The 26056-nt window shown below is 54.3% G+C and carries 23 protein-coding genes; 15 read left to right on the forward strand and 8 right to left on the reverse strand.

Features of this window, described 5'->3' with window-relative positions:
• Positions 1 to 458 precede the first annotated feature (458 nt).
• The 3 genes from G340_RS0102790 to G340_RS0102800 are packed head-to-tail and all read right to left on the reverse strand — an operon-like array spanning position 459 to position 3512.
• A complete protein-coding gene (locus G340_RS0102790) occupies positions 459 to 1982 on the reverse strand; it encodes a tripartite tricarboxylate transporter permease (protein ID WP_326522304.1) in 1524 nt (507 codons plus the stop codon).
• A gap of 27 nt (positions 1983 to 2009) precedes the next feature.
• Positions 2010 to 2453, reverse strand: coding sequence for a tripartite tricarboxylate transporter TctB family protein (locus tag G340_RS0102795; protein ID WP_020072137.1), 444 nt, complete (start codon positions 2451 to 2453; stop codon positions 2010 to 2012).
• Positions 2454 to 2498: 45 nt separating this feature from the next.
• Entirely contained in the window at positions 2499 to 3512 is a 1014-nt protein-coding gene (locus tag G340_RS0102800) for a Bug family tripartite tricarboxylate transporter substrate binding protein (protein WP_020072138.1), read from the reverse strand.
• 703 nt (positions 3513 to 4215) lie between these two features.
• Here G340_RS0102800 and G340_RS0102805 point away from each other — a divergent pair.
• From G340_RS0102805 to G340_RS17730, 10 genes are all read left to right on the forward strand, one after another.
• Positions 4216 to 6096: a sigma 54-interacting transcriptional regulator gene (locus G340_RS0102805; RefSeq protein ID WP_020072139.1), complete on the forward strand. Its 1881-nt coding sequence runs from the start codon at positions 4216 to 4218 to the stop codon at positions 6094 to 6096.
• A gap of 220 nt (positions 6097 to 6316) precedes the next feature.
• Entirely contained in the window at positions 6317 to 7324 is a 1008-nt protein-coding gene (locus tag G340_RS0102810) for a PdxA family dehydrogenase (protein WP_020072140.1), read from the forward strand.
• A gap of 130 nt (positions 7325 to 7454) precedes the next feature.
• On the forward strand, positions 7455 to 8321 hold the full coding sequence (locus tag G340_RS0102815; RefSeq protein WP_020072141.1) for a sugar phosphate isomerase/epimerase family protein: 867 nt from the start codon (positions 7455 to 7457) through the stop codon (positions 8319 to 8321).
• Complete coding sequence (locus G340_RS0102820; RefSeq protein ID WP_020072142.1) at positions 8318 to 8980, forward strand: aspartate/glutamate racemase family protein; 663 nt, start codon at positions 8318 to 8320, stop codon at positions 8978 to 8980. Before G340_RS0102815 ends, G340_RS0102820 begins: the two co-directional genes overlap by 4 nt.
• A gap of 60 nt (positions 8981 to 9040) precedes the next feature.
• Positions 9041 to 9883 carry a transketolase gene (locus G340_RS0102825; RefSeq protein ID WP_020072143.1) on the forward strand — a complete coding sequence of 281 codons (843 nt, stop codon included), beginning with the start codon at positions 9041 to 9043 and terminating at the stop codon, positions 9881 to 9883.
• Entirely contained in the window at positions 9876 to 10817 is a 942-nt protein-coding gene (locus tag G340_RS0102830) for a transketolase family protein (protein ID WP_020072144.1), read from the forward strand. Before G340_RS0102825 ends, G340_RS0102830 begins: the two co-directional genes overlap by 8 nt.
• Positions 10818 to 10897: 80 nt before the next feature.
• The gene (locus G340_RS0102835; RefSeq protein WP_020072145.1) at positions 10898 to 11800 is read left to right on the forward strand and encodes a sugar phosphate isomerase/epimerase family protein; all 903 of its coding nucleotides are present in this window, start codon (positions 10898 to 10900) and stop codon (positions 11798 to 11800) included.
• Positions 11801 to 11839: 39 nt separating this feature from the next.
• The gene (locus tag G340_RS0102840) at positions 11840 to 12796 is read left to right on the forward strand and encodes a D-2-hydroxyacid dehydrogenase (RefSeq protein WP_020072146.1); all 957 of its coding nucleotides are present in this window, start codon (positions 11840 to 11842) and stop codon (positions 12794 to 12796) included.
• 73 nt (positions 12797 to 12869) lie between these two features.
• Entirely contained in the window at positions 12870 to 14006 is a 1137-nt protein-coding gene (locus G340_RS0102845) for a glycerate kinase family protein (RefSeq protein WP_027103830.1), read from the forward strand.
• A 34-nt stretch (positions 14007 to 14040) separates the two neighbouring features.
• Complete coding sequence (locus G340_RS17730) at positions 14041 to 14274, forward strand: hypothetical protein (protein WP_154653072.1); 234 nt, start codon at positions 14041 to 14043, stop codon at positions 14272 to 14274.
• On the opposite strand, the gene G340_RS0102855 is transcribed toward G340_RS17730, so the two are convergent.
• The 5 genes from G340_RS0102855 to G340_RS0102875 all read right to left on the reverse strand — a co-directional run bounded on the left by G340_RS0102855 (position 14271) and on the right by G340_RS0102875 (position 20038).
• The gene (locus tag G340_RS0102855; protein WP_020072149.1) at positions 14271 to 15254 is read right to left on the reverse strand and encodes an aldo/keto reductase; all 984 of its coding nucleotides are present in this window, start codon (positions 15252 to 15254) and stop codon (positions 14271 to 14273) included. The genes G340_RS17730 and G340_RS0102855 overlap by 4 nt on opposite strands.
• 36 nt (positions 15255 to 15290) lie before the next feature.
• Complete coding sequence (locus G340_RS0102860) at positions 15291 to 16244, reverse strand: ABC transporter permease (protein WP_326522305.1); 954 nt, start codon at positions 16242 to 16244, stop codon at positions 15291 to 15293.
• Positions 16245 to 16268: 24 nt separating this feature from the next.
• Entirely contained in the window at positions 16269 to 17777 is a 1509-nt protein-coding gene (locus tag G340_RS0102865) for a sugar ABC transporter ATP-binding protein (protein WP_020072151.1), read from the reverse strand.
• 104 nt (positions 17778 to 17881) lie between these two features.
• Complete coding sequence (locus G340_RS0102870; RefSeq protein WP_020072152.1) at positions 17882 to 18910, reverse strand: ABC transporter substrate-binding protein; 1029 nt, start codon at positions 18908 to 18910, stop codon at positions 17882 to 17884.
• 108 nt (positions 18911 to 19018) lie between these two features.
• Positions 19019 to 20038 carry a LacI family DNA-binding transcriptional regulator gene (locus G340_RS0102875; protein ID WP_020072153.1) on the reverse strand — a complete coding sequence of 340 codons (1020 nt, stop codon included), beginning with the start codon at positions 20036 to 20038 and terminating at the stop codon, positions 19019 to 19021.
• A 605-nt stretch (positions 20039 to 20643) separates the two neighbouring features.
• On the opposite strand from G340_RS0102875, the gene G340_RS0102880 reads away from it, so the two are divergent.
• The 5 genes from G340_RS0102880 to G340_RS0102900 all read left to right on the forward strand — a co-directional run bounded on the left by G340_RS0102880 (position 20644) and on the right by G340_RS0102900 (position 25932).
• Complete coding sequence (locus G340_RS0102880; protein ID WP_020072154.1) at positions 20644 to 21912, forward strand: hydantoinase/carbamoylase family amidase; 1269 nt, start codon at positions 20644 to 20646, stop codon at positions 21910 to 21912.
• Positions 21913 to 23244, forward strand: coding sequence for an amidohydrolase family protein (locus G340_RS0102885; protein WP_020072155.1), 1332 nt, complete (start codon positions 21913 to 21915; stop codon positions 23242 to 23244).
• A gap of 101 nt (positions 23245 to 23345) precedes the next feature.
• The gene (locus G340_RS0102890) at positions 23346 to 24551 is read left to right on the forward strand and encodes an aconitase X catalytic domain-containing protein (RefSeq protein WP_020072156.1); all 1206 of its coding nucleotides are present in this window, start codon (positions 23346 to 23348) and stop codon (positions 24549 to 24551) included.
• A complete protein-coding gene (locus G340_RS0102895; protein WP_020072157.1) occupies positions 24548 to 24970 on the forward strand; it encodes an aconitase X swivel domain-containing protein in 423 nt (140 codons plus the stop codon). The genes G340_RS0102890 and G340_RS0102895 overlap by 4 nt, the downstream gene beginning before the upstream one ends.
• A complete protein-coding gene (locus tag G340_RS0102900) occupies positions 24967 to 25932 on the forward strand; it encodes a C-terminal binding protein (RefSeq protein WP_020072158.1) in 966 nt (321 codons plus the stop codon). The genes G340_RS0102895 and G340_RS0102900 overlap by 4 nt, the downstream gene beginning before the upstream one ends.
• Positions 25933 to 26056 lie beyond the last annotated feature (124 nt).

The raw sequence follows: 26056 nt of genomic DNA on the forward strand, positions 1-26056 counted from the left end.
CCATCCGCCCACGGAATACGGAAAGCCCTTCGCGCTCACAGATGTCTTGAGGCGCTTCGGCACTGTTTCAGCGGTGGAAGCAATTCTTTTTTGTCTGTTTAGAAATTTTATTTCTTAATAACTATACAATATAGAAAATATTATTTCCATTGCCGAATTGTATGAATTCAATTGTGATAATATGTGAAGTTTTTTGAAACTCATCCTCCCACATGGATAGAATTGATTGAAACTTCTCTGAAAAACCGTTGATTTTGCCGGCACCCTCTTCTACCGCTTTTCCATAAAGAAAGGCCATTCCACCGCAAACGAAGTGTTCGCAGTGAAATGGCCTTTCCATTTGATAAGCCTATCCATTTGATAAGCTGAGATCTGTTTATGCAAGAAAAGAGATCCTTTTCATCATGATAAGCCTCATGATGAAGCGCTCTGGCAAAATCGAAAAAAACGCAGCGCAATTAGCCTTCGTCAATGACATTTCCCTCAATGTTATGCTTCTTCTTCAAGGTGTTAATCATAACAGGAGCAAGACAGAAAACAAAAATCAGCAGAATCAGTACGATAGAGATGGGGCTGCTGACAAAAATTCCCAGACTGCCGCCGCTCATATCAAACGACTGGCGCAGGTACATTTCGAGCATGGGGGTGAGTACATAGGCCAAAAGCAAGGGGGCCGACGGTATCTTCGCCTGCTTTAAAATGTAAGCAATGGCCGCAAACGCGATCATCACATACACATCGAACATGCTGTTGTTGGTTGAGAACGTCCCCATCACGCACACCGCCGTAATACAGGGAATCATGTAGCCGGTGGGAATGCGCACAATGTTCGCCAAAAACGGAATGAACGCAATCGAGATCAGCAGACACACCACGTTGCCAATGTACATGGAGCCAATAAGTCCCCACACAAAATCCGGGTTTGTCTGGAACAGCATGGGCCCGGGCTGTAAGCCCCACATCATCAGTCCACCCAGAAGCACGGCCGTCGTTCCGCCGCCGGGGATCCCAAGGGAAAGCAGCGGCGCAAACGCTCCAATGGCCGCGGCGTTGTTCGAGGACTCGGAGGCGGCGACTCCTTCAACGGCGCCTTTCCCCATCAGGTCGCGGTTTTTATTGATCCGTTTTTCAATAATGTAGGAGAGGAAAGCGGACATTGTGGCGCCCGCGCCGGGCAGCACGCCGACAAAGGTGCCGATACAGCTCTGCCGGAAGGATACCGGCAAAATGCGCTTGAGCTCTTCCTGACTCAGCAGGCTCTCTTTGATGGTGATGCGTTCGGTTTTCATCTTTTTGAAATTGTCGCGGTTGACCACCATGTCGATGACCTGCCCGAAGCCAAACATGCCAATAACCATGGGAACCATATTGATTCCGCTGAACAGGTATACATTATTAAAACTGAACCGCGGCAGCCCCAAAGCTGCGTCCAAACCGATCGAGGCCACCATGATCCCCAACGCCGTGGCGAGCAGCCCGCGGGAGGGGCTGTCGCCGATAATCCAGCCGATTGAGGTGAGCGCCAGAATGATCAGCCACGCCAAATCCGGCGAACCGAACTGCAGGCCGAATTTTGCAGCCAGCGGCCCGATCAGGGTCAAAGCCAGAATGCCGATGGCGCCCCCGATCCACGAAGCCAGGTTGGCGGAAAACAGCGCCTTGCCGGCCTTTCCCTGCCGCGCCAGGGGGTAGCCGTCCAAAGCCGTCATAATGGCCGGCGAATCGCCGGGAATGTTTACCAGAATGGCGGAAAAACACCCGCCATACATGGTGGAATAATACAGAGCAGCCAGCATGATGATCGCTGCCGTGGGATTCATTTTAAAGGTGAGCGGCAGCAAAAGAGACACGCCGGCCAGAGAGCCTACGCCGGGCATAGAGCCAAGACACATGCCCAAAAGGCCGCCCACAAGACACGCCAGAAGATTTTCCGGCGTTAACGATATGGCAACGCCCTCCATAAGAAGACCTAATGTTTCCATTGAAATTCCTACCTTTCTTTCGCCGAATCACAGCAGTCCCAAAAGCCCCTTGGGCAGCGGGGAACCCAGCCACACCACGAAAATCAGATACAAGAAACCGGGCCAGATCACCGCAGTTAAAATGGAATTGCGCAAAGGGAACTTTTCAAACAGGTACAGCCACAGGAATACAAACAATACGAGCGAAAGAAAGATTCCGATGAGCTTTCCGCAAAGTATCATACCGATCAGCGCGCCCCACGGAATCAAAGCCCGAACACTGAAAGCCGTATCGGATTCCTTGTGCCATTCCCTGAGCAGCATCACTCCGCTGAAGCCGACACACAGAATTCCCGCAAGCAAAGGCAAAAAGCCGCCGCCGGGGCCGTTGCGCACCCACAGGTCCAGCTGCAGGGAACCGATAATCCAATACACGCCGGCCAAAAACACCAGCGCCAGAACAATTTTTTGCGCGTTTACTTTTTCTTTCAATCTCAAACACCTCCATACATTTAAAAGGAGCACCGCCAGCCGGCGCTATCCCTGAATAATTCCAACCTCTTTAAAAATGCTATTATATTTTTGGGTTTCCTCATCGAAAAACTTTTTGGCTTCGGCGGACGTCATATAAACCGGCGTCAAATAATTTTTCTCAATGTACTCTGTTTTCCAACGCTCGGTTTCCGTAACCTTGCGGATCATATCGTCATAAAACGCGATGGCTTCCGCAGACATTCCCGGAGTTCCGGCCAGTGCGCGAACCTCGGTAACCAGAATATCGGGATAACCGATTTCTTTAAACGTGCGCACCTGCGCAAATTTGCCGCTCAGGCGATTCTCGGCAAAAGTCGCCGTCGGCTGAATCTCGCCCGCCTCTACCTGACCAACGCATTCCGAAGGATTGAAAATACCAAAATCGACGTGGTCGCCCAGCAAGGCGGACATGGTTTCTCCGGAAGAATTAAACTGTACATATGTAATATCCACATTCAAATACTTGCGCATCATCTCAAAACACAGGTGATCGGTATTGCCCCTCTGGCTCCCCCCTATTTTCACACTGCCTGGGTTTGCTTTGGCCGCCTCGATCATCTCTTCCACCGACTTGTATTTTCCGTTTTTATTGATACACAGCAGCAGGTTATCGAATGCCACAACGGGCAGATAAGTGAGATCGGACGCCACCACCGGAGATTTGTTCACCAGTGTGGACATAATCTGACCGTTGTGCAGCACCATCAGAATTTCATCGTTGCCCTTTTTGGTCGCCATATAGGAAAAAGCGACGCCTCCGGAGCCGCCGGGCATATTATTCACCTTAAAGTTCTTTGGGGAAAAGCCGCCGGTAAACGCAATGTCGGCAATCATTCGGGCGTTGGTGTCGGAACCGCCGCCGGGAGCCGACGGAACAACAAACTCAATTTCAGATTTCGGCGCCCAACCGCCGGATGTTCCCTTTGATTCGCTTGGCGCGGCAGAGCCGCTGCAGGCAGTCAACAGCACACTGGCAGCCATGAAAGATGCACAGATGACGGAAAACCATTGTTTCATAATAACGAGATCCTTTCTCCTTTAGAATACCGGTATCCGCAAACGCTCTGTTTGAGGGCGACCGGGCTCCGCGCGGAGCGTTCAGGGTACAGGTGGAATAAATACGGTGCTTTTTCCGCAAAACGCCGCCCGCCGGAATACAACAAAATCTTGTGTGGAAAATGTGCAGCCGCCGACAGCCGGACGATGGATTGCGTTTTGATTCTTAACAGCAGGGATTTGTTCGCTGACCCGCAAGACTCCCTCTCATCCTTCCTGACAGGTTCTGCCGTAACTACCATAACGCATTGGGAAGGGTGATGTCCATCGGTTTTTGTTCACCCTTCGCTGCTTGGTTAGAACAGCAAATCCCGTGCCAACCTAAAAGCAAACTTGGGAATTTGATCCATATATTGAAAACACACCGCAATTTATCTGGTGATTTTTTATAACAATTCTTTTTTTCGTCCAGCTCCGATTGATTTTTGCGGCGTGTTGGCGCGAAGCAATATCGTGACATTTTGTTTCATATTAACCATTTCGTTTCATTGTTTCAAGTAAAATATTTATTTTTATTTTATCTTGTTTATTTTTTTTATTAATTATATCTGAAATGTTTCTCACAAATCAATTAAAATCGGTTTACGCTACTTCAAAATCATGCTAGAATAAAAAAGTCCGGGGAACATCAGCCACCGGGTACCCAAAGGGGAGTGTGGAAACAATGGTTCAAGTTCTGATTATTATCCCTTACAGCCAGGTACAGGACAAAATGCGGCTTTGGGCGGAAAAGATAAGGGACCCTTCGATCTCTGTGCAAATGACGCACGTTTACGGCACCTCCAATCCCCCGGAGCAATACCGCAATGCGGACATTATCGTTGCTCGGGGCATGACCTGCAGCGCCCTGCGCCGCCAATACCCCGAAAAGCACATTATTGAAATCAGCATGACCAGCTTTGACGTGCTGGACGCCATTGCCGAAAGCAAACGGAAATACCGCCCGAATAAGGTGGCCGTGTGCATGCAGTCGGCCTCTATTATGGATGTGGCCAGCTTAGAGGAGCTTTCGGGGCTTACCATTCTCACCTACGACGTCGCCGATGAATCGCAGCTGGAGGAAGCGCTGCGCAGAGGGCAGGCCGCGGGGGCCGAGGTTTTTGTCGGGGGGCTTACCCTGTGTCGGCAGTGCGGCAACCAGAATCTGGCGTGTACCCATATCAAAACCAGCGACCTGAGTTTGGAACGCGCGGTGTCCGAAGCGATCAGCACGGCGCAAACGATCAATCAGGAACGCACCAAAACGCTGGTGATTCAGTCGGTGCTCAATAACACCCCAGACGCTATTTTCGCCGTGGATAACGAGGGCTGCATCACCGCGCTGAACGACCAGGCCTACCATATATGCCATATTCCCGCACAGGAAAAGCCGTACGGAAAAAAACTGGACCGCTACTGCCCGGACATTGGGTGGGAGCAGGTCATTCTCTCCCGCACGGAATCGGAAAAATTGCAGCGCTTTTTCGGTTCGCTGTATTTTGTCCGCTGCCGGCCCATATTGACGGATGAAAACTGCGCGGGCGCGCTGATCACGGTCATGGCGGCCGACAAAATCCGCGCGGCGGAAACAAAAATCCGAAAAGAACTGACCACAAAGGGCCTTACGGCAAAATACAGCTTCGACAACATCATCGGCGTTTCCCCCGCTTTAAAAAGAGCGGTTTCCATCGCTTACAAATACAGCCAGGTAGACGCCAACGTGCTTCTGGTGGGCGAGACCGGCACCGGAAAAGAACTGTTTGCCCACAGCATTCACCGGGCCAGCAAGCGCAGCCACCAGCCCTTTGTGGCCGTCAATTGTGCCGCTTTGCCAGAAAATCTGCTGGAAAGCGAGCTGTTCGGCTATGTGGAGGGTGCCTTCTCCGGCGCTTCCAAAGGCGGTAAAATCGGCCTGTTCGAGCTGGCGCATAAGGGCACCATCTTTTTGGACGAAATCGGAGAGCTGCCCATTGCCCTGCAGGCAAAATTGCTGCGGGTGCTGCAGGAAAAGGAGATCCGCCGCATTGGCGACGACCGGGTGGTTCCGGTGGATGTGCGGGTCATTTCCGCCACCAATATCGACATAGAAAAGCAGATTTCAACCCGGGAATTTCGCGCCGACCTGTTTTACCGGCTGAATTTGCTGAATTTACAGGCGCCCCCTCTGCGCGAACGCAGCGAGGATGTTATGGCGATGGCGGATTATTTTCTGCGGCTGTTCGGGCAGGAATACCAAAAGAGCATTCCCACCTTTTCCCCCAAGGCCGTCGCCCTGCTGCAACGCTATTCCTGGCCCGGCAACGCCCGCGAGCTCCGCAACTTTTGTGAAAAGCTGATGGTGCTGAACGAAAGCCCCGTGGTAGACGATATTCAGCTGCGAAACATGGGGCTTCGCGCATCGAACCCACAGCCTGCCGAAGCGGTTTTGGAGCAGCCCGACAACATAAGCCGGGAGCAGCTGATGCAGCTTCTCTCCAGACAAAAGCTAAAGCAGGAGGATTTGGCGCGAATGCTGGGGGTCAGCCGCACTACCTTGTGGCGCTGGGCAAAGAAACAGCAACAGTGAAACATTTTGTTTCTTTTCGTTACATGTTCCATCGAATTGGGGAGGGCGTCGCCCTTCTCCCTTTTGCAGGACAGCGGAAAATTCCGCTGTCCTGCTTTCTTTTTTTCTTTTTGCACCGTGCTTCTTCTGTTTGGCACGCTTCTTGCTGTAATACCCGAGTGTGTGGAAACCATATGCAGCCGCGGCAGTTCGGCAACCAGAAGAAAGGATGCCAGACACTATGAATGCAAAACCAGTTTTAGGAATCCTGTTGGGGGATTCCACCGGCGTAGGCCCGGAAATCGTGGCCAAAACCGCCGCCAGCGGCTTTTTAAGCGAGCATTGCCGACCGATTCTCATCGGCGACAACCGTATTTTTGAAAACGCGCTCCGCATGGTAAACGCGGCCGCGCCCCATTACACCATCTCCGAAACTTCAGAGGCCGACTGGAGCAAAGGAATCCCTGTTCTGGACCAAAAAGATCAGGATCCCGCCGAGATTGAAATCGGCAAAATCAACGCGGACTGCGGCAAAGCCGTGAACCGAATGATCCGGCTGGCATGCCGGCTGTGCCAGGAGGGTGCAATTGAGGGCTTTGTCTTCGCGCCCTTCAATAAGTCCGCCATGATCGAAGGGGGCTGCTCCTTTGAAAGCGAGCACCACCTGATGGCTAATATTTTCGGAGTGACCGGGCCCTTTGGCGAGATCAACGTTTTGGGCGACCTGATGACCACCCGTACAACAAGTCACATTCCCATCAGCGCGGTCAGTGAAAGCCTGTCGGTAGAACGAATCCTTCGGGCCATTTTGCTCTCTTACCAAACGGTAAAGAACACCGGCGTGGAGCACCCCGTTTTGGGCGTTGCCGCACTCAATCCCCACTGCGGCGAAAACGGGCGCTGCGGCCGGGAAGAACTGGACATCATCGGCCCCGCAATTGAAAAAGCCCGCGAAATGGGGATGGATGCGCAGGGCCCCTTCTCCGCCGACATCCTGTTTATCAAGGCGTTCCGCGGGGATTTTCACAGCGTTGTCACCATGTACCACGATCAGGGACAAATCGCGTTAAAGCTGAAGGGCTTCGACCAGGGCATCACCGTTGCGGGCGGGCAGCCCTACCCCATTGTTACCTGCGCGCACGGAACCGCCTATGACATTGCCGGAAAAGGCGTGGTGCATACCTCCGCTTTTGAAAACGCGGTAAAAATGGCCGCCAAAATGGCGGTGCACAAGTACGCAAATTCCTGACGGAAACAAGCAGACAGAAGGACCTTGGGGATGCGCGGGGCCGCCGGAAATGGAAGGCCGCACCGCGGGGATTCCCGGGGTATGGGGAGGATTCCCAAGGCCCTTCTCTGCCGCAAGGAGGATCAAAACGATGAAGCTATGTTATCAGGTGGCAACACCGGATGTTGCGGTCGCACCGTCCGTTACGGCCTTTCAGGGAGATTTGGAGCACACCTTTTCCCGTCTGGCAGCCATTGGGTACGACGGCGCAGAGCTTATGACGCTGAATCCCGCCGAATTGGATTGGAACCGCGTCAAGCATACCGCCGAGCGTTACGGGCTCGCGATTCCGCTGGTCTGCACCGGAGAAATTTTCGGTCAGCTGGGTCTCTCTTTTTCCCACCGTGACGAAAGCATTCGCCGGGCCGCGGTGGACCGCGTAAAAGAAATCATTGCATTCGCCGGTTTTTTGGGGGCGAACGTAAATATCGGCCGGGTACGGGGCCAGTATTCCGACGACATCCCCAAAGAGCAAAGCTACCGCTGGGCCGTCGCCGCTTTGCGGGAGATCAGCACCAGCGCGGAAAAAGAGAATGTGAAAATCGCGCTCGAAACCGTCACCCTGATGCAGACGAATTTTATCAATACCCTTGAAGAGGCGGTGCAGCTGATTCAAGATGTGAACCACCCCAGCTTTGGCCTGATGATGGATGTCTTTCACTTGAATCTGGAGGAGAAGAACATCTACGACGCCATCTGGACATACCGGAAATACAATCTGCACGTTCATTTGGCAGACAACAACCGGCGCTACCCCGGGCACTGCGGGCTGGACTTTTTGAAAATCATACAGTGCTTTCGCAACGCAGGGTATGACGGCGCTTTCAGCACCGAAATTTTTCAAATTCCCGACCAGGAAAGAGCCGCGCAGGGCGCTATGACCCATTTGGGACCGATTTTGAAAAAGGTGTACGGGCGTCCCTGTTCCCCCGCTGCATTGGAGGTGGATCTCTCTTGAAACGAATCGCTTTGCTGCACACCGTCCCCAGTGTTTTTCTTTCTTTCGAGAAACGCATCCGCACCGCTTTGCCGGGCGAGGAGCTGAACATCCACAATACGCTGGACGACTTTTTGGCTTCGGACGCGAATGTGCGGGGCTTTACCCAAAACAACCGCAACAGGCTGTTTTTTCTGCTAAAAGCGATCGAGCTGGAAGAGCCGGACGTGATTACCGTTACCTGCTCGACGCTCACCCCCGAAGTCGCGCGCATTCGGCCCTTTCTTTCGGTGCCGTTGATCGCAATAGACGACGCCATGGCGAAGAAGGCCGTTGCCCTGGGCAGTAAAATCACAGTGATGGCCACGGCGCAAAGCACCGTGGAACCCACCTGCCAAAAGCTTTTGGAGGAGGCCGCCAAAATCGGCGGAAAGGTAGAGCTTTCTCCCATGGTGTGCCACGACGCGTACGAAGCCATCAAGCGCATGGATCAGCCGGCTCACGACGCGGTTTTGCGCAAGGCGGCCGGGGGAATCCACGACCAGGATGTCGTTGTGCTGGCACAGGCCTCTATGGCGCATATGGAAAACGAGCTTGCCGCTATTTGCGGGGTCCCGGTTTTATCCAGCCCCGCGCTTTGTGTGGAGCAGATTGTTCACACCCTTTATCCGGCGCGATAAACGTTGCAATCATCAACCAATGCAAAAGCTCCCTGCCTTTGCGGAATGGAGGATTCATTTATGAGCATCAGCGAAACGCGGCTGGCAGAGCTGAACACCTTCTGCCGCCGTCTGCGCAGCGAACTGATCGACACGCTGCACAGCGTGCAGACCGGTCACCCGGGAGGGTCTCTCTCCTGCTGCGAGATTTTAGTCACTTTATACTTTCACCATCTGCGGGTCGACCCCCGAAACCCGCAGATGGAAGACAGGGACCGCTTTGTCCTGTCCAAAGGGCACGCGGCCCCCATGCTGTACCTTTGCCTGGCCCATAAGGGATTTTTTCCCCTTGTCGATCTCAAAACTCTGCGCCAAACGGGCAGCCATTTGCAGGGCCACCCCTGCGCGCATAAAACCCCGGGGGTAGAGCTTTCCACCGGCCCGTTGGGTTTGGGGCTTTCCGCTTCGGTGGGCATGGCGGAGTCCGCCCGCCTGAACCGGCTGGATTACCAGGTGTACACACTTTTGGGCGACGGTGAAATTCAGGAGGGCATTATCTGGGAGGCCGCCATGACCGCCGCCAAGCTGAAAACCCCGAATCTCGTCGCCATTCTGGATCACAACGGCGTTCAGCTGGACGGCACCAACGAAGAGATTATGCCCATGGGGGATATCGGCGCCAAATTTGCCTCTTTCGGCTGGCATGTCCTTTCCGCCGACGGACACGACATCGTGTCGCTTTCCAACGCTTTGGAGCAAGCCAAAGCCTACACCGAAGGCCCCGTCGTCATCCTCGCCAAAACGGTTAAGGGAAAGGGCGTCTCATTTATGGAGGGCAAAAACACCTGGCACGGCAGGCCGATTTCGGACACAGAATACGAAAGCATACAAAAGGAATGGAAGGGAGCTGGTAACCATGGGTAATCTGGTCGCCATTCGCGATGCTTACGGGAATGCGCTGGCCCGTCTGGGCGAGGCAAACCCGAAGGTAGTCGTGCTGGAAACCGACGTCGGCTCCTCCACCAAAAGCGCGGTGTTCGGCAGCAAATACCCGGAGCGTTATTTCAACATTGGCATCTCCGAGCTGGATATGAACGCCATGGCGGCCGGATTTGCCTCCTGCGGGCTGATCCCGTTCACCAATACCTTTGCCGTTTTTATGACCCTGCGGGGCGGCGACCCGATCAACAGCCTGATCTGCTACGACAGCCTGAACGTAAAGCTGGCGGGCGCCTACAGCGGCCTTTCCGATTCCTACGACGGTGCCAGCCACCACTCCACCGGCGACCTTTCGGTATTGCGCGCCTTACCGAACCTGACCATTCTTTCTGTGTGCGACCCGGTCGAAACGGAAAAAGCCGTATTTGCCGCCGCCGCCCACCCGGGCCCGGTATACCTGCGGCTAAGCCGCGCGGCGGTTCCCGCCATCTTTGACGAAAGCTACCCGTTTGAAATCGGCAAGGGCGTGGTTTTGCGGGACGGAAACGACGTCACCATTTTTGCAACCGGGTACCCGGTTCACAAAGCGCTGGAAGCGGCCGAACTGTTGGAAAAAGACGGCATTCACGCCCGCGTGGTAAACCTGCACACGGTCAAGCCTCTGGACGAAGAGCTGGTAGTCCGCTGCGCGGCGGAGACCGGGGCGGTCGTCACCGCCGAGGAACACAGCATTTATGGCGGCCTGGGCGGCGCGGTTGCAGAGGTGCTGGCGCGCGAGCGCCCCACCCCGATGGAATTTGTGGGCACTTCCACTTACACCGAAAGCGGCGATTATGAAGAGCTGCTTGCGAAATATGGACTGAACGGCCCCGCGATTTACCGCAAGGCCAAACAGGTGTTAGCGCGCAAAAAGAAATGATTTTTGCTTTCGCATCCCATCACAAAGCAGAGGGTTCTCATTCACAATACAAAGTGATCTATGAAAAGGAGTGGAAACGCATGAAAGATTCTATTCACAAGTATTTTCAGGTCGGCACCATCCATTGGATGTCCTTTCCGCCCGCACGGTATGATTCGCTCGAGTCGCTTCAGCTGATTGCACGGGACGATTTTTATGATGCAATCGAGATTTCACAAATCAAAGACGACGCCCTGCGCAAGGCGACGAAAGATATTTTGGAGCAATCTCATTTAAAAGTGTGCTACGGCGCGCAGCCCCGGCTGCTGGGGCCAAAGCTGAACCCCAACGCCCTTGCCGAAGAAGATCGTGTTTTGGCGGAGCAAACGCTGCTGGAAGCTTTGGACGAAGCGGAATATCTGGGTGCGAAGGGCATTGCCTTTTTGGCCGGAAAATGGGAAGCGGCCAAAAAGGAGCAGGCGTATTCTCAACTGATAAAAACCACCCGCAATGTGTGCAAACGGGCGGCCGAGAAGGGTATGTTCGTAGAGCTGGAGGTTTTTGACTACGATATGGATAAGGCTGCGCTCATCGGCCCGGCTCCTTATGCGGCAAAGTTTGCCGCCGATGTGCGCTCCTGCTGCAGCAATTTCGGCCTGATGGTAGACCTTTCGCACTTCCCCACGACGTATGAAACCAGCAAATTTGTCATTCAGACCCTGCGGCCTTACATCACCCACCTGCACATAGGCAACGCCGTGGTGAAAGAGGGCTTTGACGCATACGGCGACATGCACCCGCGCTTTGGGTACCCAAACAGCGCCAATGATACCGAGCAGCTTCTGGACTTTTTTACCGTGCTGAAACAGGAAGGCTTTTTCAATGCGCAGAATCCTCTGGTGCTTTCCTCAGAGGTTTCCCCCCGCCCTCACGAGGACGCCCACATCGTTTTGGCCAATACCAAGCGGGTCATCAACCGTGCATGGGCATTGCTGGAGGAGTAAGTACCGTTTTTTAATCAAATTCAGAACGGAGGTCTTGTCATGAAAATCGTCATTTTAGACGGTTATACCGAAAACCCCGGCGATTTGAGCTGGGATGGCTTTGCGGCATTGGGTGAGCTGACGGTATACGACCGCACCCCTGCCGACCAGATTCTTTCGCGCATTGGCGACGCGGAAATCGTGATTACAAATAAAACCCCGCTCACCCGTGAAACATTTGCCGCCTGCCCCGGCATGCGCTATGTGGGAGTGCTGGCTACCGGCTATAACGTGGTGGACATAGAGGCCGCGAAAGAAAAGGGAATTCCGGTCACCAACATTCCAACTTACGGCACCACCGCCGTTGCGCAGATGGTGTTCGCTCTGCTGCTTGAAATCTGCCACCATGTCGGTGATCATTCCGAGGCCGTTCACCGCGGAGAATGGACCAGCTGCCCCGATTTTTGCTTTTGGAATACCCCGCTGATAGAACTGGCGGGCAAAACCATGGGTATAATCGGCTTTGGGCGAATCGGGCAAAACACGGCGCAGATCGCCCGTGCCTTTGGCCTGCGGGTATTGGCCTATGACGAATACCCAAACGACGCTGCCCGCGCCCTGGGCGACTATGTCACGCTCGACGAGCTGCTGGCGCAATCGGATATCGTCTCCCTGCACTGCCCTCTGTTCCCGTCCACAGAGGGGATCATCAACAAAGACAGCATTGCGAAAATGAAGGACGGGGTCATCCTGATCAACACTTCCCGCGGCCCGCTGGTAGAACAGGCCGATTTGGCACAGGCACTGAATTCCGGCAAGGTGTATGCCGCCGGGCTGGACGTAGTAGCCACAGAGCCGATTCGGGCAGACAACCCGCTGCTCAGCGCCAAAAACTGCATCATCACTCCCCACATTGCCTGGGCGCCCAAAGAGAGCCGCGCCCGCCTGATGGAGATTGCGGTGAACAACCTGAAGGCGTTTTTGGAGCAGAAACCGGTGAACGTGGTAAACGCATAATCCCTACTCATATTTCATAGAAGCACAGCGGCGGGATTCCCTGCCGCTGTGCTTCTAAAAAGGACGGATGATCATGAAGAAATTCCTATTGATTCCCGATTCTTTCAAGGGCACCATGAGTTCCGCGGAAATCTGTTCCCTGATGAAAGAAAAAATTCAGGAATATTACCCCGCCGCGGAAGTTCATTCGATTCCGGTCGCCGACGGCGGCGAAGGAAGCGTGGACTGCTTTTTGCAGGCTCTGGGCGGTGAAAAAGTGTTTGTAACAACACAAAATCCCTTTTTTGAACCGGTCGACAGCTATTACGGTTTGATCGACGACGGCCGCACGGCTGTAATCGAAATGGCGGCCAGCGCCGGGCTCCCCCTCGTCGAGGACCGCAGGAACCCGATGAAAGCCTCGACCTTCGGGGTGGGGGAATTGATCCTGCACGCGGCCCGAAAGGGCGTATCCAAAATCGTCATGGGGCTTGGGGGCAGCTGTACCAACGACGGCGGCTGCGGCGCCGCCTGCGCGGTGGGCGTCCGCTTTCTGGATGAAGCCGGTAACAGCTTTGTTCCAACAGGAGACACCTTACACCGCATTCGGCGGCTGGATCTTTCCCAAACAGAACCGATGATAAAAGACATTGAATTTGTCACGATGTGCGACATCGACAACCCGATGTACGGCCCCACCGGCGCGGCGGCCGTATTCGGCCCCCAAAAGGGCGCAACGCCGGAAGAGGTTGCGCTGCTGGACGCAGGCGTACAGCACCTGAGCCAAATCATTCGGCAGGCCATGGGGCTTGATCTGGCGTTTGTTCCGGGAACGGGAGCCGCCGGAGCCATGGGCGCCGGCATGGCGGCGTTCTTCCATTCCCGGCTGCAAATGGGAATTCAGACCATACTCGACACGGTACAGTTTGAAAAACTCGCCGCAGGGGCCGATATGATTTTTACCGGCGAAGGCAAGCTGGACAGCCAGAGCCTGCGCGGCAAGGTCGTTATCGGCGTCGCCCGCAGGGCCAAAGCGCTTGGGGTACCTGTCACCGCTTTGGTCGGCGACATCGGCGACGATATAGAGGCCGCTTACGACGAAGGCGTCAGCGCTGTTTTCAGCATTAACCGGGTCGCCGTGGATTTTTCGGTGGCCAGACTGCGTTCACGGCAGGATTTGTCTCTGACGATAGACAACTTAATGCGGTTTTACCGGGCGATGAAGCTATAAGGCTCAGGGAAAAACTCCCATTTTACCGCTTTTCATGGATGCGCTGTTTGCCGCAGAGGGAGCTGATTTTCTCATTCCCGCCGCTGCGGAAACCGGCGAGACGCATGAAAACAACCCAGCGCGGCGCCAAAAGCATTCGTTTAATGTTTTGGAATCCCGTTTGCACCCTCTTTTGCATAAGTCTCAAGAATGTTGTCAACATCCTACAAAAGATGAAAGGATACCGTCCTTTGCGGGCAGTATCCTTTCCGTTTTATTTCTGGATTAAAGAGTTTCAAACGGGGCGATGATTTCGCTGATTTTTTCCATCATCTCCTCATCGATCTCCCAGGTCAGGCAATGGATGTTCTGTTCCAGCTGCTGAATCGAGGATGCGCCCCCGATGATGCAGGTGACCTCCGGCTTTTGTCTCAGCCAGTTCAGCGCGATTTCGTTCATGGGCCTCCCGTATTCATCCGCAAGCTTCTTCAGCTTTTTCCCCGCCTCAAAATACCGCTCAAACTGGGGCCCCACCAGCTTTGGATTCTCGTTGCGGATATCATGCCTGGAAAAGGTGATCCCGGAATGGAACTTACCCGCCAGCAGGCCCTGGAACAGCGGGCTGTAAGGCAAAAACGCCTGCCCGTGTTTTCTGACGGCGGGCAGCACCTCCGCCTCCGTGCGGTACTCCAGCGGAATACCGTGGTAGCTGGTGGTGTTCCGCTCCAGCATGTTATACAGGCTCTGCTGACAATGCACCGGTGTCAGCTTTCTCATCCTCTCCACATCCGCCTGAGAAAAATTGCTCAGTCCCACATAACGGATTTTACCGGCCTGTTTGATCTCCTCCAGCGCTTCGGCGGTTTCCTCCAGCGGCACGTTGGGGTCGGGCCAGTGCATCTGGTAAATATCGATATGGTCCGTCTGCAGCCTTGTCAGGGTTTGGTCAATCTCCTTCATCAGGCTCTTTTTGGAAAGGTTGTTGGTCGTTTCGTGCGCATCGTTCCAGAGGAGCCCGCCCTTCGACGCAATCAAAACCTTATCCCTCAAACGCCCCTGTTTCAGGGCCATTCCCAGCACCTGCTCCGAGTGCCCCCATCCGTACACAGGGGCCACGTCAAAAAAGTTGATTCCCAAATCAATCGCCCTGTGGATGATATCGACGGATTTCCTATCGTCCGTCGAATCCCAGTCGCCGCCGAAATTCCAGCAGCCCACGCCGATGACGGAGATTTCTTCCTCTATCATCTTCACCTTTTTGTAAAGCATAATCGCGCACCTCCACCGCTCTAATAATTGTATGGTTCAATTTCTTTTTTTCCGCACCTTATCCAAAACAACCGCTATTACAATCAGGGAACCGATGATGATCTCCATGATAAAGGAATTGATTCCCAAAAGGGTTCCGCCCTGCCGCAGGGTAGCCATGATCATGGCGCCCAGCACCGCACCGATCACAGAGCCCTCACCGCCGTCCAGACTGGCTCCGCCGACCACCGCGGCCGCGATGGCGTCGAGCTCATACCCCGTGCCCGCATTCGGAACCCCGTTGCCAAGTCTGGAGGCGAGGAGGATTCCTGCTACGCCGCACACGCTGGAGCAGAATATGTATACGCCGTACACCACGGAGCGCACGCGGATGCCGCTCAGTCTGGCGGCCTCTTTGTTGCTGCCGTAGGCGTACATGTTGCGCCCGAATACAGTCTTCTTCGCAATGAACAGGCCAATGCAGACGAACGCGGCCCACGAAAGAAACAGATAGGGAATGCCGAGCAGGCTGTCTGCCGCAAAATTGGTAAATACCTTTGGAAGATCCGATATGGTTTTCGCACCTGTGATCAACAGAATCAAATTTCTGACGATGGTCAGGGAGCCCAGTGTGGCGATAAAGGGCGGAACGTTTGCGTCGTACACCAGAATCCCATTGAACAGCCCCACCAGAGCGCTGGACGCAATCGCCAGCAAAATGGCGATTGGGATAGGCACGCCGTTCACCATACCCATGGCGACGATCACGCCGGAAAGCCCGACCACGGAACCGACGGAGATATCGATTCCCGATGAAGTGATGACAAACACCATTCCGATTGCGATGATGCCGTAGATGGAGGCCTGCTTCAGGAGCTTCATCAATGTGTCCAACTGAAAAAACACCGGAGAGGTATTCCCGAAAAACAGAAACAGCACGGCGAGAATGCCGACCAGAAGCAGCTCTGTTTGGTAGCGCGCCAAATAGCTGTTGTATTGCCTTTGTTTCAATGATTTATTTTCTGCCGTCATCGTTTACTCCTTTCCCTTTATCCCGGAGGCCAGGCGAAGAATCCGTTCCTCCTGAAATTCGTCTCTGGATAAGATCCCGGTCTGCCGCCCCTCATACATAATCAGCATGCGATCGGCCAGCCCCATCACCTCAGGAAGATAGGAGGAAATCATGATGATCGTTTTGCCCTCCTTGAGCAGGGTTTCAAAGATTTTATAAATCTCCAGCTTCGCGCCGACATCCACCCCCACAGTCGGCTCGTCAAAGATGAACAGCTCGCTGTCCTGCTCCAGCCATTTGGAAATGACGACCTTCTGCTGGTTCCCGCCCGAAAGATTCTTGACCCGCTGGTAAACGGACGGTGTTTTGATCCTGAGCGCATTGCAGAAGCGTTTGGCGATTTTAACGCTCTCGTGATTATTCACCACGCCATACCGGCTGATTTTATTCTGTGCCACCATATTGATATTGTCTGAAACAGACAAGCCCAGCGCCAGCCCCTGCGCGCGTCTGTTTTCGGGGAGCAGAGCGACCCCCGCCTTAATTCCTTGCGCCGGCCTGACAAAATCCGCCTGTTTTCCGTAAAGGGTGACGGTGCCGCCCTCTTTGACATCGGCGCCGAAAAGACTCCTCACAATTTCTGTCCGCCCGGAGCCGACCAGGCCGAACATGCCGAAGATCTCCCCTTTTCTCACCTCAAAGCTGATATTGGAAAACGCCCTTCCCCTGGATATATTATCAACCTTCAGTATCGTTTCCCCTGGAGCCTGATGCTGAATCTGGTACATGTTTTCCACGTTTCGGCCCACCATCATGGCGATCAGCTGATCCTGCGTGGTTTGGCCGATCGGAACAGTGCCCACCAACGCGCCGTCCTTTAGCACAGTGGCCCGGTCGCAGATGGAGAAAATCTCTTCCATCCGGTGCGAAACGTACAGGATTCCCACCCCGCTGTTCTTTAGCCGCCCGATCATTTGAAAAAGCTGCTTCGTTTCATCGTTCGTCAGCAATGCGGTGGGTTCGTCAAAAATGACCAGTTTGGCTTTTTGAAATATGGTCTTGCCGATTGCGACCATTTCCTGCTGCGCCACCGACAACGTTCGGATAATCGCTTTGGGATCGACATGCACGTGAATAGATTCCAGAATCTCCTTCGTGGCCCGATGGATCATTTTAAAATCAACGGTGCCGAGCTTGGTTTTGGGGAGCTGCCCCATAAAAAAATTTTCGGCCACGGACAGATGCTGCGCGAGATTGACGTCCTGATAGACCGCGCCGAATCCAAAGGCCTGGGCCTGAACGGGCGATCGGGCTTCTTTTAATTCGCCCTCCACATAGATTTCGCCCGCCGTTTTGGAGTAAATGCCCATCAGAATTTTGATGAGCGTGGACTTTCCGGCGCCGTTTTCCCCAATCAGGGCATGCACCTCCCCCGGGTACACCTCTAAATCCACACCGGACAAAGCGCGAACTCCCGGAAAATCCTTTACCAGTCCCTTTATGGCGACGATTGGCTGTGCTTGCGTTTGCATACGAACCTCCCTGTCTGAAAACCAGACTTCCTCCGCCACTCCCTCATGCTTGGAACCATCGGCTTCGGAAGTCTGATTTTCCCCCTTTAGAACGTATCGATTCTTTATTTGCCGGGATACAGCAGCTTCTGCACCGCATCCTCCTGAATATTCTTCTTCGTCACCAGCGTCGTTTCGGAAACCTTATCCTTTTCAAGCTCCTTGCCCTCGAGCTTCGATACCGCGGCCAACACCCCGTTATAGCCCATCCCGAAGGGGTCCTGAACGACGATGCCGGTCAGATTACCGTTTTGAATCGCATCGATTTCGGTATCGTCCGAATCGAAAGCATAGGTGACGATTTTATCGCCCTTTTTGCTTTGCTCCATCGCTTTCGCAATGCCGTCGCCCATGTGGTTGTTGTCGCCAAAAATCCCGATCAGGTCCTGATTGGCCAAAACTAGGTTATCGGCCGCGTCAAGCGCTTTCTGAATGTCGTTGTCGCAATACTGGGTTTCAAGAACAACAATGCCCGGAACAAGGCGCTTGATTTCATCCGTGAACCCCTTGCAGCGCGCCTGGTTGACGGCCGAACCGGAATCCGCACTAATTAAGGCCACTTTTTTGCCCGCGGGATCAATGCCCTTTGCCTTCCACTGCTCCACCATATCTGCCGCGGCGGTGGCGGCGGCCGCCGCGTGGTCTGTGGCGATATGCTGGGTATACGCATCCGTTTCCAGCTTATTGTCCACCGTTACCACGGGAATGCCTGCTTTGACTGCCTGCTCAACCGCCGGCACGGTGGAGGTGGAGCTGATGGAAGCGAGCACAATGCCGTCCGGCTTTGCGGCAATCGCGTTTTCCAGAATGGTCACCTGCTTATCGATGTCGGTCTCCGAGGCAGGGCCGTCTGTTGTAACCTTGATCTTCCCATTGCTTTCCTCCGCCGCGGCCTTCGCCCCGAGCAAAAGCGTCTGCCAATAAGAGGAGTCGGTGGCTTTGATGATTACGGTGACATGGTAGGTGTCTTTCCCCGCGCCGGAAGCCCCGGAAGCGGCGGACGGCGCCGGCGCCGGGGCCGCCGTACCCCCGCAGGCCCCAAGGGATACGGCCATCGAGGCCGCCAGAAGCACTGACAAAACCTTCTTCTTCATACTAACATCCTCCATTTCTTCAATAGAAAAATATATAACAGAAAAATTTCTGTTAACGATAAAGGATTCCCGTTTTATGGAACCGGTTCCATATCCTTTGCAGCAAATTCACTCTCCCTGCTTTCTTTCAGAACCCTTCAGTTCCAATTTACAGGGCACCACCCATATGTTTCTGCTGCCGTCCGGTTCCGCCATGCGGCGCATCAACAGTCTGATCGCCATTTTCCCCATTTCCTCCGTGTCGCGGGAAACGCAGCTGAAATGAAACCCCAGCGCATCCAGTGTGGGGATGCGGTCAATTCCAACGGCTGCGATGTCCTTCCCCACGGTGATTCCCGCCTCCACCATCGCCTTGAGGAACCCCATGCTGGTGCGGTTGTTTGTGGTCACCATGGCGTCCGGCAAATCCCCGGAGGCGATCATCCGCTTCATCAGTTCATAGGCCGTGTCTGTGGTGAAATCGCCCTTCCATACATCTTTATCGAGAATCACCCTATGGTACGCCGCCATCGCGTCCTGAAAGCCCCGGTAACGCTCTCTTGCGATCTTCAGCTGCATATCACCCAGAATAATCGCAATCCTCTCGTTGCCCGCCTTAATCAGGCTTTCCGCCGCAAGATAACCGCTTTCATAGTTCTGAAAATAAACGGTGTCCCACTCCGAATCATCTAAATCTCTGTCGACCACCACGATGGGAACCGCCAGCTTGGAGAGCGCCCCTTTGATTATATCAATGGATTCCTTCCCATAGCCCATGGCAGGCGTGATGATGACCCCCCTGACCCGTTGCTGCTCCAGCATCCCGAGTGCCTTCAGCTCTTTTTCGCCGCTGTTCTGCGTGTCGCAGAAAATCAGGGAAAAGCCGTTTTCATCGGCCATTTTGGTGATTCCCTTCAACACCTCGGCAAAAAAGGGGTTGTCGATTTCGGGGATCACCACGCCGATAATACTGCTCTCCTGCTTGGAAAGGCTCACCGCGGCAGCCGAGGGCTTATACTGGTGTTCTTTGATCACCTTCTCGATTTTCTGCCGAGCCTCGTTGCTGACATAGCCGCTATTATTCAGCACTCTGGACACTGTGGATTTGGACATTCCGGCTAATTTGGCCACTTCTTTGATCGTTAGCATTATGAAACCCTGATTCCATTTCAGTATTTGTAAAACCGTTCCCACTACACATTCCTATGTATTTCAGATAAATAATATTAATAAATTTAAAAACAGAAAAGCATTTTTACCAATAAATATGTTGAAGAGTGATCAAAATATGTTCTTTCTAATTTCAGTTTCCCCTTTTTTATGGAACCGCTTCCAGAATCTTGCTTATCTAGGTCGGCAAAAAGCGGACTATAAGACCGGAATTTCTCTCTGCCCCACAACTGAATTCTCTATTGAAAGAACATGTGGGGAAGTTCACAGTCATTTCTTTATAAAAATTGCACATTTCATTTGGAATGACTTTTTGATAATTGTGGGGTAATCTAAAATCCTGAAAAACTATTGACAACTCCATGCAGAAAGCTATATGATAGCGGCATAACACAAAGAGAATATTCCATAAACAATGGCGTTTTGAAAATGACTTTTCAAAGCGCCTTTTTTGTTTTCCTTTTGGAATTCACGCTTCAAAGGCAAGACACAGCATTCCCGGCGCACTCTTATTCATCAAATAATAAATAATTTTATCATCCTTATTCATTTTAGAATGAAATCATCATTTTCAGGAGGAGCTCATGAATTGTAAAACAGATGCCCTGACGATCAACAGAAGCCGGCTGCAAGAGAACCTGCTGGAGCTTTCTGCAATCGGAAAAAATCAGCAGGGCGGAATTGACCGATGGCTGGGCAGCGAGGCGGATTCTTCCGCCCGCAGGTGGCTGCGGGACTACTGGGAACATCACACAAGCACAGAATTTCATACAGACGCGATCGCCAATCTGTGGGCGAAGAGTACGGGGACGCTTTCCCTTGCCCCACTGGTGATCGGTTCGCATCACGACACCGTTCCAAACGGGGGAATGTACGACGGGGCGCTGGGCGTGTTAATGGCCACCGAAATTTTGCAGACGCTTCAGGAATCCGGTAAAAAGCTGCGCCACCCCCTCTGGGTCGTATCCCTTACCGCAGAAGAGCCCAACCCGTTCAATGTATCTACCCTGGGCAGCAAGGTGCTGGGCGGAGTGTTGAAATACAAAGACCTCAAGGATGTCAACCATATGCAGACCGGCCAGACCCTGGCGGACGCCATCCGCCGCATCGGCGGAAATCTGGAGAAAATCGATTCTCTGCAAATTGCGCAAGGGCAGATAGCCGCCTTTCTGGAATGCCATATCGAGCAGGGCCGGCGGCTGGCCGACCAAAAGCTCCCATCGGCTGCGGTGTGCAGCATCACCGGGATTTACCGCGAAATCATCACCGTAACGGGAACTGCCAATCACGCCGGCACCACTGTGATGACAGACCGGCAGGACGCTCTGTGCGCCGCATCCGAGGTGGTTCTGCTGGCGGAAACCTCCGCGGCGGCACTGCACAGCGACGAAGCCGTTGCCACCGTGGGCTTTTTGCAGATCAGGCCCAACTCGACGAACATCATTCCCGCGTCGGCAGAAATGATTCTGGAAATGAGGGCATCCGACCCCGCAAAAAAGGAAGAATTTTTGAAGCTGCTCACACAGGGAGTGAACCAAATTGCCGAAAACAGAAAGCTTTCGATCCAACGCAAAATGATTCTGGACCAGCCGCCGATGCCGATGAACCCCACCGTGATCAAGGCAGTGGAGCAGGGCATTGAGCAAGGCGGCCGGCCAGCGGTTCAACTGGTGAGCATGGCGGGGCACGACGCCGCGCACATGGCCAGAGTGACACGCTCCGGCATGATTTTCGCCCAGAGCGTGAACGGCAAAAGCCATTGCGCCGATGAAGCCGCCGAAATGGACGACATTGAGTATACCGCAAATGCAATGCTCTCTGCGTTGCTGATCCTGGATGAGGAGCTGGACTAAATGGATTTATACTATCCCTCTTACTTATACAGCAAAAAACAGTTTTTAAAGGACTATGCTCTGGCGGTGGAAAAGGGAGTGATTCAAAAAGTGAGCCCCTTCGCCGAGCTGCGGGCGCAGTTCCCGAACAGCTATGTACACCGGTGGGAAAACCAGGTGCTGCTGCCGGGCACGGTCAACGCGCACAACCACTCCTTTCAAAGCCTGCTGCGCGGAATCGCGGCAGACCGCCCTTTTCTGGAATGGCGCGACTGTTCCCTGTACCGCTACTCCCCCAGAATGCGGCTGGAGGACATTTATAACGGAGCGGTGTTCGCGTTTTCCGAAATGCTGCAATGCGGCGTGACGACCGTGTCGGATTTTTTTTACCTGCATAATTACGGCACGGAAAGCGACGAGGCGATCATCCGCGCCGCACGGGATGTCGGGATTCGTCTGGTACTGGCCAGAACCATGTACGACTGGAACGGCGCGCCGGAGGGTTACCGCGAAACGGTATCTCAGGCGGTGGAGCGAACGAAAGCACTGGCACGGATGCACCGGGATGATCCCATGGTAACGGTGCTGCCCGCGCCGCACAGTCTGCACGCCGCCTCGCCGGAAATGATTCAGGCCGGCTATGAGCTGGCGAAGGAGCTTGGAACAGGATTCCACATTCATGTGGCGGAGGAACGTTTCGAGGTCGAGGAGGTCAAGGCGGCGCACAACGGCCTGCACCCGATCGAATATCTGGATCAGCTGGGTGTTGTGGACGAACGCATGATGATGATTCACGGCGTGTGGCTCAAGGACAGTGAAATCGATCTGGCCGGGTCACGCGGCGCAAAGCTGGCCTACTGCCCCTCGAGCAATATGTTCTTGGCGGACGGCATCACCGACATTCCCCGCATGGTAAATAGCGGCGTGACCGTTGCTTTGGGCAGCGACGGCGCCTGCGGCAACAACCGGATCAGCGTGCTGGAGGAAATGCGCATGGTTTCGCTGCTACAAAAGGCCCATACGCTCAACGCCCTCTGCGTCAACTACGAGCAGGCGTTTGAAATGGGAACGGCGGCAGGCGGCCGGGCGCTGGGCCTGCCCGTGGGTGAGATTGCGCGCGGCTGCTACGCGGATTTCTTCGGGGTCGATCTGGGAGATTTGTCCATGCAGCCCCTGAGCGCCTCTATGGAGCAGCTTCTGCCGAACATCGTTTATTCCATGCAGCCCTCGGCGATTCAGAACGTCGTCGTCAACGGGAAGCGGGTTTACAGCTGCGGCGATTTTCTCACGATCCAAAAATCGCGGGTTCTGCTAAAAATCAAGGACACGATGGAGCACCTGCAAAGCGCCTGACCGGAGCAATCGCCCCGATGAACAGATACCAAACGGAGCGCGTCCCTTCCCCGCCCGCGGCGGAGAATATGCCGGCGCACTGCCGATCAAAGGAGGAAGCTATGAAACTGACAGCACAAGAGCAAGCCATGCTCGACGGAGAATATGGAACCGGAGTTCAGCTGGCCATGAAGGTGCAGGTTGCGGTGGGCGAAAGCTACGACGCACCTTACATGGTACCCATTACCCGGGCTCACGTGGCTCTGAGCAATCAGGAGGCCGACCTGTGGTTTGTGGAAAAGCTCGTCAACGGCGGCGCCGTTTGCCGGGTTCGCCCCACGGTAAACCCCAGCTTCAACTGGGAGCAGTTCAAGGAGTTTACCACGTTGGAGGCGGAGGACGAAGAAATCGTGCGGCGTACGCACGAGGCCTACAAAAAAATCGGCGCGATCATGACCTACAACTGTACCCCCTACCTGGAAAAGAACGTCCCCCGCTTCGGGGAGATCACCGCGTTTTCGGAATCCAGCGCCACGCCGTTTGTCAATTCGGTGTACGGAGCCAGAAGCAACCGGGAGGCCGCCGTCAGCGCCCTGTGCGCCGCCGTGACCGGCGTGGTGCCGTATTACGGCTATCTGCTTAACGAGAACCGCAGGGGCCAGATTCTGGTGGAAGTGGAAGCGGAAATGAAAAGCGATTTCGATTATCAGCTGCTGGGGTACTGCACCCCGAAAAAGACCGGCTTTAAGCTCCCCGTGTTCAGCGGATTGAAAAATCCCGGGAAAGAAGCGCTGATGAATCTGGGGGCGCAGCTCAATACCGGCGGAAATGTGGCGATGTACCATATTCTCGGCTTTACGCCGGAGGCCCAAACCATGGAGGCCGCCTTTCAGGGCAAAGAGCCGGAGGCGGTGGTCAGAATCACGCAGGAGGATCTGGACATCATGCGCGGTGAGCTGACGGATCCCTACGGCAAAATCGACTTTGCGCTCTTCGGGTGTCCTCACCTGACGATCGACCAGATCGCGACGGTCGCCGGGATGGTTCAGGGGAAGCGTCTGGCGGTGCCGCTGTTTATCATGACCTCCTCGCTTTCTTACGTGCTGGCGGAAAAGATGGATTACATGCGGATCATACGCGAGGCCGGCGGCTGGATCGTTTCGGACACATGCATGGATCAGCCCTGTTGGAAGTTCCTGTATGGCAAAAAGGGAGTTACGGATTCCCCAAAATGCGCTTACTACACCCGCCGCCGCCAGATGCAGTTTGTGATTACCGAGCTGGAAAACGCCGTAACGGCCGCTTTGGAAGGAGAGATTACCCTATGAGCAAGACGTTTGAGTGCCATAAGATTTCGGAGGGTCAGGCCAAGGGCGAGGTGCTCATTTCTACCGACGATTTCTGCTTTTATCTGGTCGACCCGCAAACCGGGGTGGTCATCGAAAAAAATCACTGTCTGTACGGGCAGAGCATCGCGGGCAAAATTCTGCTGTTCCCCAACGGAAAGGGCAGCTCCGTGGTGCAAACAGACGGTATGTTTCAATTAAAGATGAAGGGCACCGAGCCCAAGGCGCTGGTGATTCAGAATCCGGACACCACCCTGGTGGCAAGTGCGATTTTGATGGAAATGCCGATGGTGGACCGGCTGGAGCCCGAGTTCTACCAAACCGTTCAAAACGGCGATTTGGCGGAGCTGGACGCCACAAACGGAGTGCTGAAGCTGCTCGGCAGGGAGGAGCGCGAATGAAGCCGCTGTTCTGGTTTATCGACGAGGAATGGAAGGACTACGATATAGAAACCGCCGTTCTAAGAGAGCAGTACCCCGACTGTGAGCTGAAATTTTCCAATTATAATTACGAACGCGATCTGGAGGAATTCGGGTACCGTGCGGACGCAATTATCGCGCAGGTGTACGCGCAGATTCCCGCCTCCACCATACAGCGCCTGCAAAGCTGCAAGGGAATCGCCGTACTTGGCGGCGGCTACGACCGTGTCGACACGGCGGCAGCCCGGGAAAAGGGGATCTGCGTCACCAACGTGCAGGGCTACTGCGCGGAGGATTTGGCGGATTACGTTCTGGCGGCCATCTTCCATTTTTATAAGGGATTGACCGAATACCACAGCAAACTGCAAAGCGGAGCATGGGGCGCACAGGCAGTCGAGCGGCTGCCGAGGCGGATTTCACACTCTACGCTGCTCATCGTCGGATGCGGGCGGATCGGCCTCACCGTCGCAAAGCGCTGTCAAAGCCTTGGAATGAAAATCCTCGGCTACGACCCTGACCGGGACGCCGCCTTTTTGAAGGAGCGGGGCGTGAAAAAGGTTTCTTTGGAAGAAGGCTTGCGTTTGGCCGATTATGTGAGCGTCAATGTGCGGCTGGACGAAAGCACCGCCGGTCTTTTGGGAGAGCAGGAGTTTTCCCTCATGAAGAAAAGCGCGTATCTCATCAACACGGCCCGCGGCGCCGTTCTGAAAGAGGATGAGCTGATCCGCGCGCTGGAAGCCGGCACAATCGCCGGCGCGGTGCTGGATGTCATCACGCATGAGCCGCCCCGGGAGCAGGAACCGATTTTCAGCGCGCCAAATTGTGTGGTCACACCGCACGTTTCGTACATTTCGCAGGAATCCTTTGAGGAGCTGCGCGGCCGGGCCGCCTGGAACGCCATTCAAATGCTGCGCGGGGAACAACCGGCAGACCTGGTGAACTGAGTTTTTCGCCTTTATGAGGGGGCATGCTCTTTCATAAAAATACAGCTTCGCTTGAAAACGGACTGCGGCTTCTCCTCCTGCGGCGGAAAAGCCGATGACCTCTCAAACAGGCCATTTCAAGGGA

It is taken from the genome of Faecalispora sporosphaeroides DSM 1294 (assembly GCA_000383295.1).
GTDB lineage: Bacteria > Bacillota > Clostridia > Oscillospirales > Acutalibacteraceae > Faecalispora > Faecalispora sporosphaeroides.

Excerpts from the sequence above, each read along its gene's own strand:
- G340_RS0102790 (WP_326522304.1), bottom strand. The coding sequence starts at position 1,982 with ATGGAAACATTAGGTCTTCTTATGGAGGGCGTTGCCATATCGTTAACG.
- G340_RS0102880 (WP_020072154.1), top strand. The coding sequence starts at position 20,644 with ATGAATTGTAAAACAGATGCCCTGACGATCAACAGAAGCCGGCTGCAA.
- G340_RS0102870 (WP_020072152.1), bottom strand. The coding sequence starts at position 18,910 with ATGAAGAAGAAGGTTTTGTCAGTGCTTCTGGCGGCCTCGATGGCCGTA.
- G340_RS0102835 (WP_020072145.1), top strand. The coding sequence starts at position 10,898 with ATGAAAGATTCTATTCACAAGTATTTTCAGGTCGGCACCATCCATTGG.
- G340_RS0102875 (WP_020072153.1), bottom strand. The coding sequence starts at position 20,038 with ATGCTAACGATCAAAGAAGTGGCCAAATTAGCCGGAATGTCCAAATCC.
- G340_RS0102825 (WP_020072143.1), top strand. The coding sequence starts at position 9,041 with ATGAGCATCAGCGAAACGCGGCTGGCAGAGCTGAACACCTTCTGCCGC.
- G340_RS0102805 (WP_020072139.1), top strand. The coding sequence starts at position 4,216 with ATGGTTCAAGTTCTGATTATTATCCCTTACAGCCAGGTACAGGACAAA.
- G340_RS0102865 (WP_020072151.1), bottom strand. The coding sequence starts at position 17,777 with ATGCAAACGCAAGCACAGCCAATCGTCGCCATAAAGGGACTGGTAAAG.
- G340_RS0102855 (WP_020072149.1), bottom strand. The coding sequence starts at position 15,254 with ATGCTTTACAAAAAGGTGAAGATGATAGAGGAAGAAATCTCCGTCATC.
- G340_RS0102890 (WP_020072156.1), top strand. The coding sequence starts at position 23,346 with ATGAAACTGACAGCACAAGAGCAAGCCATGCTCGACGGAGAATATGGA.
- G340_RS0102900 (WP_020072158.1), top strand. The coding sequence starts at position 24,967 with ATGAAGCCGCTGTTCTGGTTTATCGACGAGGAATGGAAGGACTACGAT.
- G340_RS0102800 (WP_020072138.1), bottom strand. The coding sequence starts at position 3,512 with ATGAAACAATGGTTTTCCGTCATCTGTGCATCTTTCATGGCTGCCAGT.
- G340_RS0102895 (WP_020072157.1), top strand. The coding sequence starts at position 24,548 with ATGAGCAAGACGTTTGAGTGCCATAAGATTTCGGAGGGTCAGGCCAAG.
- G340_RS0102840 (WP_020072146.1), top strand. The coding sequence starts at position 11,840 with ATGAAAATCGTCATTTTAGACGGTTATACCGAAAACCCCGGCGATTTG.
- G340_RS0102810 (WP_020072140.1), top strand. The coding sequence starts at position 6,317 with ATGAATGCAAAACCAGTTTTAGGAATCCTGTTGGGGGATTCCACCGGC.
- G340_RS0102830 (WP_020072144.1), top strand. The coding sequence starts at position 9,876 with ATGGGTAATCTGGTCGCCATTCGCGATGCTTACGGGAATGCGCTGGCC.
- G340_RS0102845 (WP_027103830.1), top strand. The coding sequence starts at position 12,870 with ATGAAGAAATTCCTATTGATTCCCGATTCTTTCAAGGGCACCATGAGT.
- G340_RS0102815 (WP_020072141.1), top strand. The coding sequence starts at position 7,455 with ATGAAGCTATGTTATCAGGTGGCAACACCGGATGTTGCGGTCGCACCG.
- G340_RS0102885 (WP_020072155.1), top strand. The coding sequence starts at position 21,913 with ATGGATTTATACTATCCCTCTTACTTATACAGCAAAAAACAGTTTTTA.
- G340_RS17730 (WP_154653072.1), top strand. The coding sequence starts at position 14,041 with ATGGATGCGCTGTTTGCCGCAGAGGGAGCTGATTTTCTCATTCCCGCC.